The sequence below is a fragment of the Shewanella frigidimarina NCIMB 400 genome (genome assembly GCF_000014705.1).
Lineage (GTDB): Bacteria > Pseudomonadota > Gammaproteobacteria > Enterobacterales > Shewanellaceae > Shewanella > Shewanella frigidimarina.
The window spans coordinates 4,376,851-4,391,409 of sequence record NC_008345.1 but is presented as its reverse complement, the minus strand read 5'-3'; the positions used below and the strand labels follow the sequence as shown (position 1 = coordinate 4,391,409).

General features: G+C 43.1%; 10 protein-coding genes. 6 read left to right on the top strand and 4 right to left on the bottom strand.

Features of this window, described 5'->3' with window-relative positions; genetic code table 11:
• Nucleotides 1-13: 13 nt before the first annotated feature.
• Both norR and SFRI_RS18995 read left to right on the top strand, forming a co-directional pair.
• Nucleotides 14-1,594, top strand: coding sequence for a nitric oxide reductase transcriptional regulator NorR (norR, locus tag SFRI_RS19000; RefSeq protein ID WP_011639113.1), 1,581 nt, complete (start codon nucleotides 14-16; stop codon nucleotides 1,592-1,594).
• 137 nt (nucleotides 1,595-1,731) lie between these two features.
• Nucleotides 1,732-2,481 (top strand): DUF1499 domain-containing protein, encoded by a 750-nt coding sequence (locus SFRI_RS18995; RefSeq protein ID WP_150099393.1) that lies wholly within the window; start codon nucleotides 1,732-1,734, stop codon nucleotides 2,479-2,481.
• Nucleotides 2,482-2,677: 196 nt separating this feature from the next.
• On the opposite strand, the gene SFRI_RS18990 is transcribed toward SFRI_RS18995, so the two are convergent.
• Together SFRI_RS18990 and SFRI_RS18985 are read right to left on the bottom strand one after the other, a co-directional pair.
• Entirely contained in the window at nucleotides 2,678-4,408 is a 1,731-nt protein-coding gene (locus SFRI_RS18990) for a tannase/feruloyl esterase family alpha/beta hydrolase (protein WP_011639111.1), read from the bottom strand.
• Nucleotides 4,409-4,756: 348 nt separating this feature from the next.
• Nucleotides 4,757-5,482 (bottom strand): FadR/GntR family transcriptional regulator, encoded by a 726-nt coding sequence (locus tag SFRI_RS18985; protein WP_011639110.1) that lies wholly within the window; start codon nucleotides 5,480-5,482, stop codon nucleotides 4,757-4,759.
• Nucleotides 5,483-5,957: 475 nt separating this feature from the next.
• Between SFRI_RS18985 and SFRI_RS18980 the strand changes: the two genes are divergently transcribed.
• The 3 genes from SFRI_RS18980 (at nucleotide 5,958) to SFRI_RS18970 (ending at nucleotide 9,380) form a co-directional block, all read left to right on the top strand.
• Nucleotides 5,958-7,637 (top strand): FAD-dependent oxidoreductase, encoded by a 1,680-nt coding sequence (locus SFRI_RS18980; RefSeq protein WP_011639109.1) that lies wholly within the window; start codon nucleotides 5,958-5,960, stop codon nucleotides 7,635-7,637.
• A gap of 67 nt (nucleotides 7,638-7,704) precedes the next feature.
• Nucleotides 7,705-8,061 (top strand): cytochrome c3 family protein, encoded by a 357-nt coding sequence (locus tag SFRI_RS18975; RefSeq protein WP_011639108.1) that lies wholly within the window; start codon nucleotides 7,705-7,707, stop codon nucleotides 8,059-8,061.
• Between the two features lie 65 nt (nucleotides 8,062-8,126).
• Nucleotides 8,127-9,380, top strand: coding sequence for an OprD family outer membrane porin (locus SFRI_RS18970; protein ID WP_011639107.1), 1,254 nt, complete (start codon nucleotides 8,127-8,129; stop codon nucleotides 9,378-9,380).
• Nucleotides 9,381-9,582: 202 nt separating this feature from the next.
• Here SFRI_RS18970 and SFRI_RS18965 read toward each other — a convergent pair whose 3' ends face one another.
• Nucleotides 9,583-9,990: a VOC family protein gene (locus SFRI_RS18965; protein WP_011639106.1), complete on the bottom strand. Its 408-nt coding sequence runs from the start codon at nucleotides 9,988-9,990 to the stop codon at nucleotides 9,583-9,585.
• Between the two features lie 403 nt (nucleotides 9,991-10,393).
• Entirely contained in the window at nucleotides 10,394-12,184 is a 1,791-nt protein-coding gene (locus SFRI_RS18960; RefSeq protein ID WP_041413240.1) for a flavocytochrome c, read from the bottom strand.
• 405 nt (nucleotides 12,185-12,589) lie between these two features.
• Between SFRI_RS18960 and SFRI_RS18955 the strand changes: the two genes are divergently transcribed.
• A complete protein-coding gene (locus SFRI_RS18955; protein WP_011639104.1) occupies nucleotides 12,590-14,557 on the top strand; it encodes an ATP-binding protein in 1,968 nt (655 codons plus the stop codon).
• Nucleotides 14,558-14,559: the final 2 nt, after the last annotated feature.

Sequence of the window (14,559 nt, the reverse complement as noted above, 5' to 3'; positions counted from 1 at the left end):
AATTTGACATATTATGAATATTGTTCCCTTTATCGACATTGTAGAAGACTTAAATCGTGACCTGATAAAATCGGAGCGTTACTTACGGCTGATTTTAGCGATTCAGCGCGCTATCCCATGCGACGTAGTGGCCTTGTTGAAACTTAAACATGATCATTTAGTGCCAGTAGCCGTTGTAGGGCTAAAGCAGCAAGCCCTCGCCAGACAGTTTTCGATTAACCACCATCCACGCTTACAGCAAATTTTAGCTAACCCACATATTACCCGCTTTGATGCCGACTCAACGCTGCCCGATCCCTATGACGGTTTAGTTGATGATGGCAGTGAACAATTGCACGTGCATGACTGTATGGGCAGTACCATTTATATCGATGGTAAAGCGTGGGGCGTTTTAACTTTAGACGCCATGAAAGCCGGTAGCTTTGATTCGCTTAACCCAACCGAAACCCGTGCTTATATTGCCGCTGTGGCCGCTGCGATTAGTACCAGTGAACATATTGAAGCGTTAGAAGTTCAAGTGGAACGTAATCATCAAGTGGCGCAGTGCATGTTAGCGACTGCTGGCCCGTCGAGTATTATTGGTAACAGTGTCGCAATTACGGATTTATTGTCAGAGATAAATACCGTTGCTGTCAGTGATCTATCAGTATTAATCACTGGCGAAACTGGTGTGGGTAAAGAGCTGGTTGCCAAAAGTATTCATCAGCAATCACGTCGCAGTGAGCAACCGCTAGTGCAAATTAACTGTGCTGCATTGCCAGAAAGCATTGTTGAAAGTGAACTCTTTGGCCATGTAAAAGGCGCGTATTCTGGTGCGGTAAGTGATCGTCGTGGCCGCTTTGAATTAGCCGATGGTGGGACGCTATTTTTAGACGAAGTGGGTGAGTTACCGCTTGCCGTGCAAGCTAAGTTGTTACGTGCGCTGCAAAATGGTGAAATTCAACGTGTCGGCAGCGATAATATCATCGTAGTAGATGTCAGAATTGTTGCCGCAACTAACCGTAATTTACAGTTAGAAGTCAAAGAAGGTCGCTTTAGGGCTGACTTATATCATCGCTTGAGTGTGTATCCTTTACCTGTACCACCATTACGCGAGCGTGGTAAAGACGTTATTTTACTGGCAGGCTATTTTTTAGAAAAAAGCCAACATCAGCTTGGCGTCGCGAAACTAAGATTGCAACAAACAGCGATTGAGCAGTTAACCCAATACCATTGGCCAGGCAATGTGCGCGAGTTAGAACACTTACTCAGCCGTGCTGCGTTAAGGGCTATTAGCGAGCAAGGGCGTCATGCCAGCATTATTAGCATTAGCCGTGTTCATCTCGGTTCAGAGTTTGTTGTGAGCCATACAGTAGCACCAGCAATAGCCGAGGTTGATATTATCAACGACAATAATGCCGCAGCCGCATTATCGCAGGTGTTAACCCTTGGACTACGCGATTCTACCGATGAGTACCAACGACAAATAATACAAACGGTATTAGCGACGGAACGAGGTAATTTAGCCGCTGTCGCCAGAAGTTTACAGCTGGATAGAAGCAATTTAATTCGCACAATGCGTCGTTTAGGACTTGATCCAAATGCGGCATATTAATCGTAAGGTATAAACCTAAAATAGGTTGTGTGAATAGCCTGTAATCGAAAATATATTATCGATGAACAGAAATTTATTCCGACAAAAACAGGTCAGTATAAGTTGGGTTAATTAGGGTCTTCTAAAGGATGGATGTTATGCAAAAACGTAATATAGGCAATATCGCATTGATCGTTGCCATCGTCTCTGTCGCGATTACGGCTTTGATGGTGTTTGGCTCGTCGTTGGGATTGTGGGACCCAATTGTCGGCTTTATGGCCAGCCGTAATTACAATAACCTGTTGGGTTATTTAGTGGTGGTGGTGGCGGTGCTGGCATTAGGTACCAGCTTTACCATTAAGCAAGACAGTAACGCTAAAGGCAAAGGCATATTAACCTCTACAATAGCGTTATTACTGGGCTTAGCTATATTGTCGCCAAGCATTATGGCGTTGGTTATCAAGCCAGTGAAATACCCACCTATTCACGATATTACTACCAACACTCAATCACCACCGCAGTTTGAGTTTTTAACTGACAGCCGAATTGGCGCTAAAAATAGTCTGGTTTATGGCGGAGAAGAGGTTGCCGCACAACAACGACAAGCTTTCCCTAATATCCAACCAATTGCGACAGACTTATCGGTAGAAGCGGCTTATCAAAAAGCATTAACGGTCGCTAAAACCATGGGCTGGACCATTGTAGCTCAAGACCCAAAAGCACTGCGCTTTGAAAGTACGGCAACAACGCCCTTTTTCAATTTTGCAGATGATGTCGTTATCGTTGTTTCTTCGCTAGAGCAGGGCAGTCGTATTGATTTACGCAGCGTCTCGCGGATTGGCATTGGTGATGCGGGAGTGAATGCAAAGCGTATTCAAGAATTTAGTCAGCGGTTCTCTGAGTCTTGAATAAATTAAGTGGTAGGTTTTAACCAATAAAAAGGAGCATAAAATGCTCCTTTTTTGTTTACCTCTAAATGAAGCTGTGCCCAAAACGCATTCCAGTGATGGACATCTAGCGCCACAATCTAGCTCAACAATCTAGGTGCGCCATGATGTGGCCCTGTTGTCATTATTACTGCGGGGCTTATTGCTCAGCGGCTCATTATTTAGGCGTCACGCAGGTAAAGTTAATCGCCTCTTCCATGTCGCCTGTGCCGCTATAGGTTGCCACTTTTGGGAAAGGGCATAGTGGTCTTGTGCGAGTTTTAGACCAGTTAGCAGGCAACTCAGTATTTTCAGAACGAACAGCAGCCTTTATGCTCTCAGGTGCTTGGCCTTGTTCAACCCACTCAACAAGTGAATCAAGCATGTCAAAGCGGTCTGTAGCCAGTCCGTTACCGCAATGGTTCATACCAGGGACTAAGTATAAGCGAGCAAACTCGTCGGCTTGACTTTCATTAACGTCCTGTAACCCTTTGTACCAATTAACCGTATCGTTAGGTGAAAATACCGCGTCAGAAGTCCCATGAACGACCATCATTTTTGCACCACGATCTCGTAATATCGTCAGATCTGTTGGGTTTGGTGGCGTCATGAACTCCATGCCAGACTCGGTGTAAGTGTCATTAATGTTATAAATACGCTCAACATCGGTATCCATATCGAGACTCATCACATATTCATATGAGCCGAGCTCCGATGAATCGTAAGGGGTTGGTGCGGTTGAGAATATAAATGCCAACGCACCAGGGTCTCTCATCATTGCCATGAAAAACTCCCAGCCATAATAGTCACTGGTTCCCATACCAGCGTCATAAGGGAAGTCTGAATAAATGGCTTCATCTGTATTGCTATTATGTGGTCCAGACATAATGTTGGTCATTACTGACTTCTGCGCAGCAGTTAAACATGTGCCATCTCGGTCAGCAGAACAGGTTGGCACATCTCGAGCTAAATCAAATGCATCTTGGCAACCGTAAGTATCTTGTATCATTCCGTCGCTTGCACCATCTAGTGCGTCACATTGCTGAGCGACTTTACTTGAAACGAGTGCAAACTCTTCTTGGGTGAAGCTACTTTGTAAAGAGGTGAGTACATTGTCGGCATCAACATTCACTAGGCTTGAGTATTGCTGAATACCATAAACTTGCGAAACAGCAGCTTTGGGTAGGTTGAAACCAGGATTACCCACTAAGAAACCATCATATAAATCGGCATAACGTGTAGCGGCAACCATGGTATGGCGTCCACCGTTTGAGCAACCACCAAAGTAGGAGCGGTCAGGCTGTTTTCCATAGGCTGTTTCAATCAGAGATTTGGCCATTGGTGTGAGTTCGGCAACTGCATTGTAGCCATAATCTAAACGTGCTTGAGGATCCATCCCGAATAAGGGCGCAGGTGATGCGTGTCCGGTATCGGAACTGATGACCGCAAATCCTTTGTTTAGTGCGCCAGAATCTTTGCTTTCAGAAATAAGGAAGCGACCCACCGCTTTTTGCACTGAACCATCTAAGCCGCCATTGGCTTGATAATAAAAACGGCCATTCCAGTCAGAAGGTAAACGCATTTCAAAACCAATGGCATAGTCGGCGTATCCGCCCATTCCTATGCCAGTTCTTTCGTTCATTAGCCCTTTGATTAAACAATGTGAAGGAGATGGGTAGATTTCGCCTGCGGCATATTCCACGTCACCCGCAGGGATAAGTTCTGCACTAGTGATTGTAGTAGCGGCATAATTAAACTCAGTTGTTAGTGTGGCACAGCTAATAATACTCGCAGGTGTTGCGGCCTCAAGCTGTGGAGCCGTTTTTGTGGATGAGTCACTGTTGCAGCCGTAAAGGGCAATACACAAAGGTGCCAAAGCTAGGGGAACCCATAGATTTTCCGTTTTCATACTAATCCTTATTGTTTATACTTAAATGGTGATACGTCAAACGTATAACATATGATTTATTAGGTAAATACTGATAAGAATTTAATGAAGAAGAGGTCTCAGTTTCGAAATTGTTGGGAAATGGATCGCAGTCGGGGTTAAAAAACAGAAATTTACGCGGTTTGTGGCGAGAATAAATAGGCTGTTAGCAATGTGATAAGGTCATTTAGCTGACTAAGTTATATTGTTCGTGGGTTAAGTCATCATGTTGAAAACCTTGGTAGGATTGTGTTTGACTGTGGATATAAAAACAGGCTCATGAATAAACATGAACCTGCATATAATCAAGACTGTATGATATAAAAAAAGCTATTTTTCAGTGTCTCTATAATCTTTTTCTACAACGTTAAGTCTTAGGGTAAATGCTTGTAAGTGTTCGCGCATTTCTGCCTCTGCTTGTTGGCCGTCTTGTGCAATAACGGCTTCAATAATACCGTCATGCAGGCCCGCAGGATGGACTTTGTCATGGCTAGGTTCAAATTTTGTAGTCGCATTACTGATAACTTGTAGCAATGATTTGACGATAGCAGCTAAAAAACGATTCCCTGACATGTCAGCCAAAATATAATGCACTTTTTGACGTAAATAAACGGTATCAGGGTAGTCTAATATGTGTTCTTCATTGCGTGAGGCTTCACGCAATTTTTCTGCCATTTCTGGTGTGCAGTTTTGCGCTGCTAATTTTGCGACCATAGGTTCAATTTGTAATCGTGCCTCGCAGACTTCGGCGAATGACATTTTTTCCATGATGAACAATTCCTGACACACATTAGTCAGTCGTTCAAATGTCATCAGTTTTACGAAAGCACCACCCATCGCACCTTGTTTAATTTCTACAAGGCCACTCGCTTCAAGTCCTTTAATTGCTTCTCGCACAACGGTGCGGCTTATTTGAAACAGCTCAATAAGTTCTCGTTCGGATGGTAGTTTATCGCCAGCTACATATTTACCTTCAAAAATAGCATTCTTTAGCTGGTTTCCAATTTCATCGGAAGCCTTCATGTGTTTGACAGGGGTAAAGTTAACCAAGTTCATTGTCCTACGTTTGTTCTTGCCTATATTCTATCATGCTCATACATATGCTTAATAGTTTTGCTGATGAAATATCCATGTTTCTACGCCCCTATTTATGCGTCACGATGACTTATAAGTGTGTGACTTAACTCCGATTATTCGCTTTTCTGTTGATATACATCCTGAATTTACGTCACCGTCGATACGATTTGTAATGTTTTTGTTAGAAAGTCACAAAATTCATTTTTTTTGAGATCTACTCCATAGATGTAATAACTATCCCTTTATGAGTAATGTCATATGTCATACATTTAACGTATCGAATTTGGGGTTAATATTTAACCATTATCATATTAAGACTTTTCCCCACTTTCTGAGCGAGCCCTACTTTTGATGCAAGTAGAACACAGTAGCTCTATACGGTTATGAGCGGGTCCAATATCGCAGTAAATGATGTTGTATCCATTGTGACGGTGGGGGCAAAAGGAGTATGACAATGAGTAATAATGATTCAAACAAGCCGGAAGCAATCGATCAATACACCGCGAATGTCCTGCAAAATGGTATTTCACGACGTAGCTTTTTAACTCGTGCTGCAGTGGGTACTGGCGCAGTTGCATTTACCGGCCTAAGTGGCGGAATGGCTTCTGCTGCAACAGATGAAGCTTGCCAAAACGCAGCTAAAAGTTCAGATGGCGGCGCAACGTTAGAGTTTATGCCTAAGCCGAAACCGATTTCTGACAGACTGATCGCATCGACACAAACGTTCGATGTGGTTGTGGTTGGTGCTGGTGCTTCTGGTGTTCCTGCTGCGTTATCTGCGGCAGAAAACGGCGCTAAAGTTGCAGTATTGCAAAAACAAGCGATTGTCGTGTCTCAAGGTAACACGGGTTCTGGTATTGATTTGGCCAACAGCGACAAGGCTGCCGTAGAAGCAATGGTAAACCGTCTTATGGGTGACAGCGCTCACCGTTGTCACCCAGAACTTGTAAGAGAATGGGCGTATAACTCTGGTGAGGCGGTTTCTTGGGTGATTGATCGTGCTAAAAAAGGTGGCGCGCAAATCGTAGACCAAGGCACAAAAGTGCAACATGGTATTCATGGTGTCACTGAACATAAACTCAACTTTGTTACCTCATTTTGTGGCCCTAAGCCATATACCACCGGTGACGGCATGCGTGATTTGGCTAAAGTGGCTGAAAAAGCGGGTGTTAAATTCTTCTTCAACATGCCTGCACAGCAACTTATCCAAGATGTATCTGGCAAAGTTATCGGTGTTATTGCCAAAGATCGTGATGGTAAGTATCACAAATACCTAGCCAAAAAAGGTGTGATTTTATCGTCTGGTGATTACCAGAATAACGAAGCGATGTGTAATTTCTTCATTCCTGATTTAAAGCATTTCGAACGTAAGCAAATGGATCGTACTGGCGACGGTTTCTCTATGGCGTACTGGGCGGGTGGCGTAATTGAACCTATTGGCCATACCAAAATGTTACACGATTTTGATGCAGGTCCTGCTTCAATGTGTGATATGCCATTCCTTGCTGTTAACCGTAAAGGTAATCGTTTCGTCAATGAAACTGTTGAAATGTCATTGATGAATAACTACCTACGTGATGCAGAAAATGCGGGTAATTACTCTCAGGTCTTCGATTCAAATTACATGACTCAAGCTAAAGACTGGCCTGGAAAACTGTACTCACCTGAAGAAATGAAAATCTATATGCCTGAAGATCCAGCGCCTAAGATCGGCGTGTATGCATCTCAGACAAATACCTACTCAGCCAATACTTTGGAAGAGCTTGCAGTAAAACTTGAATGTGACCCTAAAACCTTCGTTGCCAATATTAAGCGTTATAACGAGCTTTGCAAAACAGGTAAAGATGACGATTTTGGTAAGCCTTCAGCAAAAATGCTTCCCATTGTTAAAGCTCCTTTCTATGGCATTCATCGCCGCATGCGTATCTCAACCCTTTGTTCAGGAATGCTAGTCGATAAAAATCATCAAGCACTTGATGCTGATGGCAAAAAAATTGGCGGTTTATTCGTTATCGGTAACTTAGGTGGCGGCTTCTATGGTGGCGTTGATTACCCACTGACTGTATTCGGATTGTCACTAGGGCGTTGTTATACGTTTGGCTATTTAGCCGGTAAGTACGTGGCCAAGCTATAGGGCGTAAAGACAGTTAAATGGATGCCCGACGTTCGGCACCTTCCCCAATGAATAATGGAATAACACAATGAAGAAATTAACACTGCGCAACACCTTGCTTTGTCTTGCATTGAGCTTTTTCGCAAGTACTGCAATGGCTGACAATACTACCTTATTGGATCAAACTCATGCGGCTAAAGGACTTAAATGTGCTAGCTGCCATGGTAAAGCTGAAACGCGTGAGCCTGTGACTATGTCTAAGTGCGTGACATGCCACAACACTAAAAAGCTAGCCGCTAAAACCAAGGATGTTAAGCCAACAAACCCACATGAAAATCGCCATTTTGGCACCGAAACCGACTGCGTTAAATGTCACAACGTACACCAAAAGTCAGAAAACTACTGTGGTAGCTGCCACCTTCGTTTTGACTTTGTTGTGCCATAAGTCGGCCATTTGGCACCTTAATATCTCGACCACAAGAAAAGTTAACAATAATTAGGATGAGAAAAATGATGATGAAAACAAAACTACTGCCTTTGGTTGTTGCATGTCTCGCTGCAAGTCCAGCTTTTGCGGCTGAGCCTATGGCCAACATATTTAATGACGGCAGTGTAAAAGGTCAATTTCAACTATTTGATTTTCAGCGTAACTTTGATGGAGAAAGTACTGACAGACGTGATACATCATTTGGTGGTCTGTTTTACTTGCGCTCTGGCGAAGCTAACGGCATAAGCTTTGGCAGTTCATTTGCTTCAGCTAACCCAATTTGGGATGCAAACGATGATGGTCTGTACGGACTTGTTGGTGGAGGAGCACCAGGCTCTGTGGTAGAACGTACATCAGTTAACCGTTTACAAGAATACTTTGTTAGCGGTAATTGGTATGACACCAAAATAGTGGTTGGTGCTCAAGAGTTACGTACACCTATGATGAACCCGTTTCCATTAAGAGCAATCCCGTTCACGTATCGTGGTGCCAGTATTAAAAATACCTCAATTGAGAACTTGGGCGTATCAGCACTGTATATCACTGACTACATGGGTTGGACTAACGAAGAGTTTGCTAGTGTGGCTGATGGTATCCGAGGTGAATTTGCACGTAAGGGCGTGTTCATCGATGTAGAAGACAACCCTATTTACGCTTTAGGTTTAGATTACAATCTACCGTTAGAGTCGGTAAAAGCTAAAACTAGCTTGTGGTACTACTCAATGGAAGATGTGTACAACCAGTATCATGTTAAATTAGATATGAGCGGTGAAATGGGTGCCGCCAACTGGTATTTCATTCCGTCTTATTTAAAACAAGACTCTACAGGTCTGCTAGACCAAAGCGCTGCACAATTCGACACTTACCAAGCAGGCTTCCATTTAGGGATGAAATGGAACGGATTTGATGCCACATTTAAGTATGTGACCACTGGCGATGGCGACGTAGTGGCTCCATTTGGCGATGAAAAAGTGATTATTCAACAAGTGGTTCAGTCATCACGTGCTAACGAAGACGGCTACGGTGCTCAACTCGCTTATAATTTTTCACCCGACTCAGCACTAAGCGGCGTTAGCACATATCTTAACTGGGCTAGCTATGAAATTGATGGCGACTCAAGCAAAGACATCGACGAAACCGACTTTTCAGTGGTGTACGACCTGGCTAAATATGTCGACGGCCTGAGTGTACGCGCGCGTCACGCCATAGTTAACTACTCAACTGACGACGACTTAACTGACACTCGTTTTTACGTCTATTATAAATTTGCTTTGTAATAGTGCTACAGCACATATACCGGCTCTGAAATAGAGTGACGGTTTTGATTAAGCCAGTTGGATATTCCAACTGGCTTTTTTATGTTAGTTAGCTTGCAGTATGTGTGGTTTAGTTAGTCAGCATAAAATGAAAAACGCTTTTTCCCTATGTGTCGGAATCAAATGTTTGGTTAGGATTTGGCTAGTTTTGTGGATTAATTATCTATATTGGCTGCTTATCATTTAACTGCAGTAAGTCCCAAAGATTGCCGTATAGATCTTCAAAAACTGCCACTGTGCCGTAGTCTTGCTCTTGAGGCGGACGCACAAACTTAATCCCATCGAGTTGCATGCGGTTATAGTCGCGCCAAAAATCGTCGGTATTCAAAAAAAGAAATACCCGTCCGCCGGCTTGGTTACCAATAAAATCATGCTGCTCTGGTTTTGATGCCCTTGCTAGCAGCAACGAGACTCCGTTTGACCCCGGAGGCGACACCACAACCCAGCGTTTGTCTTGTTCTGCTTGATAGGTGTCTTCAATTAAATCAAACTTCAATTTATTAACATAAAAATCGATGGCTTCATCGTAATCATTCACCACTAGCGCGATGTGAACTATAGACTGTTTCATTATTATCCTTTGATAGCTTTGTAAATTAGCCAGTGAATGAGCGTTGTAAATTAGCTAATGAGTTAATGCAAAATTTTCAGTGCCATCGATTATGCATTAATTAACCAGAACTCGAGATAACAAACGCCTCGCAAACAGCCCTTTGTCTTGCTAACTGCGTTATTTTTTACATGAGAAGACTTGCAATAGGCCAGCTATTGACGGGTTAATTCGCCTTGTTAGTAAAACAAATGACAAGTTTGAGAGTGGTTAATGGCTAAGCTTAATATCTTTATAATTCTATTCTCATCTCTACCCCTAGTTGAGGTTAATTCGATAGGTATGGAGATATTGACGCATAAAAAAAGCCACAGCAATGAACTGTGGCTTACTGATACTAGCGAGTCAGTGAATTCTAAATCGATTAGTTCTTTTTAGAATATTTTGCAGCTTCTTCACCCGCTAAGCGACCGAAGGTGATGATGTCTGAAATAGCATTACCACCTAAGCGGTTAGCACCATGAACACCGCCAGTAACCTCACCAGCACCATACAAGCCAGGGATAACCTGCTTCTTAGCATTCATGACTTCAGCTTTAGTGTCGATCATCACGCCACCCATAGTGTGGTGAACACCAGGTGTAACTTCAATTGCATAGTAGTTACCTTCGTTAAGTGCGCGCGGTAGGTTTGGACGCTCAAAATCAGTGTCTTTACCGCTACTCACTAAGCTGTTGTAACGCGCGACAGTTTCAGTCAGTGCTTTGCCGTCAATACCTTCCATTTTACCTAATTTAACTAGGCTATCTGCCGTTGGTGCAACACCTAAACCAATATACTTATCAATTTTTGACAGTGACTTACGCACAGAATCATCAAAAATCAAATAAGCTGATTTACCGGTTTGCGCTAAGATAGCGGCAGATGCTTTATCACGAGTAGTAATTTCGTTAACGAAACGCTTACCTTCACGGTTAACCAAAATCGCACCATTACCACGTACCGCTTCAGTGACCATTACGCCACCTTTAACAGATAGTGTTGGGTGAGCTTGGATATACTGCATGTCTTTCAATGCGCCACCCGCATTTTCAGCTACATCCAGTCCATCACCTACTGCACCAGGTTGGTTAGTAGAGATAAAGCCTTTTAGTGAAGGATCAAGCTTTGCGACACGCTCGTTATTTTTAGCGAAACCACCCGTTGCTAAGATTACCGCATCGGCTTTCACCCAGTAGTAACCTTTGTACATCCCCTTAACCAGAATACCTTTAACAGTGCCTTTATCATCTTTAAGCACTTCAATGCCGCGAGTGTTCATGCGTAAGTCGATATTGCGTTTCACTGCATTATCATAAAGTACTTGAACAACATGAGCACCAACACCCGCACCACCGGTTGGACGATGCGCACGATTAACAGATGCGCCACCCATCATGCCAACATCAGTTAAATCGGCACCCATAGCGGTCATCCAATCAACAGAGTCTTTAGAGTGTGAGCTTAATACTTTAACTAATGCAGGGTCATTTATGTTTTGGCCACCTTTCATGGTGTCTTCGAACATTAACTCTGGGCTGTCAGTAATTTTTTTGGCTTTTTGTTGATCAGTCCAAGCAGCGTTCATGCCACCCGCAGCTAACTTAGCATTACCACCAATAACAGGCTCTTTTTCAATAAGAATGACTTTAGCACCACTGTCTGTTGCTGATATTGCCGCTGAGAAACCTGCGCCGCCAGAACCGACAACCACTACGTCAACAGTATCGTGAGGTGCGCTAGCAAGAGCAGCCTGACGTTCTGATTTGTCTTTGGCCAATTCAGCAATAGTCGGCTCGTCACGTAGCCATTTTTTAGCATAAGGCATGTTGAAATCGAAGCTGTGGCAAGAGTCACAATACACCATCGATTTTTCGTGTGCGCTGTGGCATGAGGTACAAGCTACTTCGCCAGGGAAATGAGAAGCATGAGCATTATAATGTTCATGTTTTGTGGTTTCAGCTACTTCAGCAAGTGTGCCATGGCAAGATACGCATTGGGTATTTTCATAGGTTAAGCTGTCGTTTGACAGTTCACCATCTGGTGTATGGCAGCTATCACATTCTTGGTTTTGTACATGGAATTCAGCTAAGTTATCAGCCGCAACAGCAGTGCCCATTAGGCCTGCTGTGCCCATTAATGTAGCAATACAGACTGCAAGATTCATCTTTTTCATTTTTGCTCCCCCTTCTATACGTAATGACGGTTTATTCATTAACTATAGAAGCCTCTTATTGTTTTAGTTAGGCTGAAGTGAAACTGACTTCACTTCACTTTAAAAATACGGTCCAAATTAGCATCGAGTTGATCAGCTATTATTTTCGCTCAATGTAATCTTTGCCTAAGGGGGCGCAATCAACAACCAGATAACCAGAATAGAGGGCAGAAATGACAACTCAATCACAAGCCTAAAAATGCGCTATGCAAACATGCATAGTTATAAAGAGGTATATGCAATTTTGCATAGCTTATGTGGAGATAGATCACATCGAGTTAACATCATAAGAAAACGTACATAATGATTTGCTAATTCGGGTAATGCTGCACAGTTTCAAGTGGAAAAAATGGGTAACATCGCGGCATGAAAACTCTATTGTTATTACTTATCATCATCACTATGCCTGTGCTCGCGCAAGACAGCATTGTCTTTGGCGTACATTCAAAAACAGCGCCATTAGAGTGGCGGAATAACGGCGTTGATCAAGGCTTTAATATCGAGTTGATGGATAGAATTGGCCAGCTGACCAATAAGCGCATTATTGTACGTCGAAAGAGTTTTCAACAATTGGTAAAAGATGTTCATGATCCTGACAGCGATATCGATGTGATTGCTGTGGTTAGCCCGGTGAACATGGATCGTAAGTTAGCGCAATCTGATCCTATATATGCAACCCACGCTAAAGCTTATACCTTGCAGGGTAAGGCGTTAATAAACAATTGGGCAGATCTTGTTGGTAAGCGGGTTGCTATTAAAAATGGTGCCTTTGTTGATGTGTTTTTATCTGACCATCTGCAAAATTTCGACCGCGTGGATGTTGATTTGTATGAAACCGGTTTTCAATTACTGATAAAAAACCAAGTCGACGTGGTTATTGCCGAGAGTTTTGTTGCGCGGCGCTTACTTCCGCTATATCCATCGGTGCGAAGTTCCAGTGATGCGTTAATTTACGGGGCATTTAATTTTGTCGCGAATGAGACAAAAACTGAACTGATGTACCAAATTAACGAGGCGCTTAGGCAGTTAAAATTATCGGGTGAATACGACAAACTGGTTAATAAATGGTTTGGCACCGGGCGTGAAAAAGTTGATTTAACCTCTTCCGAAAAGCGCATGTTTGCCCTCGCAATTTTAGTAGCGATTATGTCTGCTATTGGGATGATTTTCACCGGGTTTATAAGCGCTAGTTTACGCCGCCATACTAAAGCGCTCGATGCCGAATTAATTCAACGAAAGCGGATTGAAGTTGAAATATCTGAATTGTCACAACAGTTCCAATCTGTTCTCGATGGGCTTCCTAATGGCGTGACCATAGTAAACCAGGAACTCCAGCATTTATGGAGTAACGATAACAATATTCACTTGTTAGATTCAGATGAATTTTACTATGTCGACAACAATGTTTTTAAGCTTAAAGCCGCAGTATTAGAGGTGTTGTCGACTCAAAAGTCGTTTACTGCCGATATGCGGTATCAGCAGCAATTTTGGCAATTACAAATTCATCCCATTGCCAACAATCAGGTGGTGATTCTACTTGAAGAATCAACCGAGCAGCATCGATTACGCCAAGCTAATGAAGAAGCCAGTCGTTTAGCTTCATTGGGAGAGTTGTCTGCGGGAATTGCCCATGAAATCAATAATCCAACCGGCCTTATTGTACATGCAGTATCACTATTTACCGCAGCCATGAAAGACTTAACGCCTGCCGCTAAGCACTATCAGAAACAAAATCCTTTCTGGCTTATTGCAGGGCTAAACCCAGACATTGCTATTGAAGAGTTACAGTATAGTTGTGGCTCTATAGAAGAGGGTGCTAAACGTATCAGTCGAATTGTTAATGACCTAAAGCGTTACGCTATGCCGCATATTGCTGATCAATATACCCTAGTGAGTTTAAATGATGTGGTTCAAGTGGCCCAGCGCCTCACCGCGAATCAAACAAAATCTCACCAGATCAGCACCATGTTATGTGATCCTAGCCCTTGCATTACAGGCGATGCTCAACAGTTACATCAGGTGTTAATTAACCTCATTCAAAATGCGTGTAATGCTTGCTCAACCCAGCCAGGGATAATAGTGATAGACACACATGTTGCAAACAACATGGCCATACTCAGTATTAAAGACAATGGCTGCGGGATGGACAGTGCCACATTAAAACGTATTACCGAACCCTTTTTCACCACTAGGCGTAACGAAGGTGGTAGCGGCTTAGGGTTATCGGTGTGCAGTAAAATAATTAAAGAACATCAAGGCGAAATGCAGATTCAGTCTACCTTAGGCAAAGGCACGCAAATTCGACTTATTTTTGCATTAGCACAACAGGATTAGCC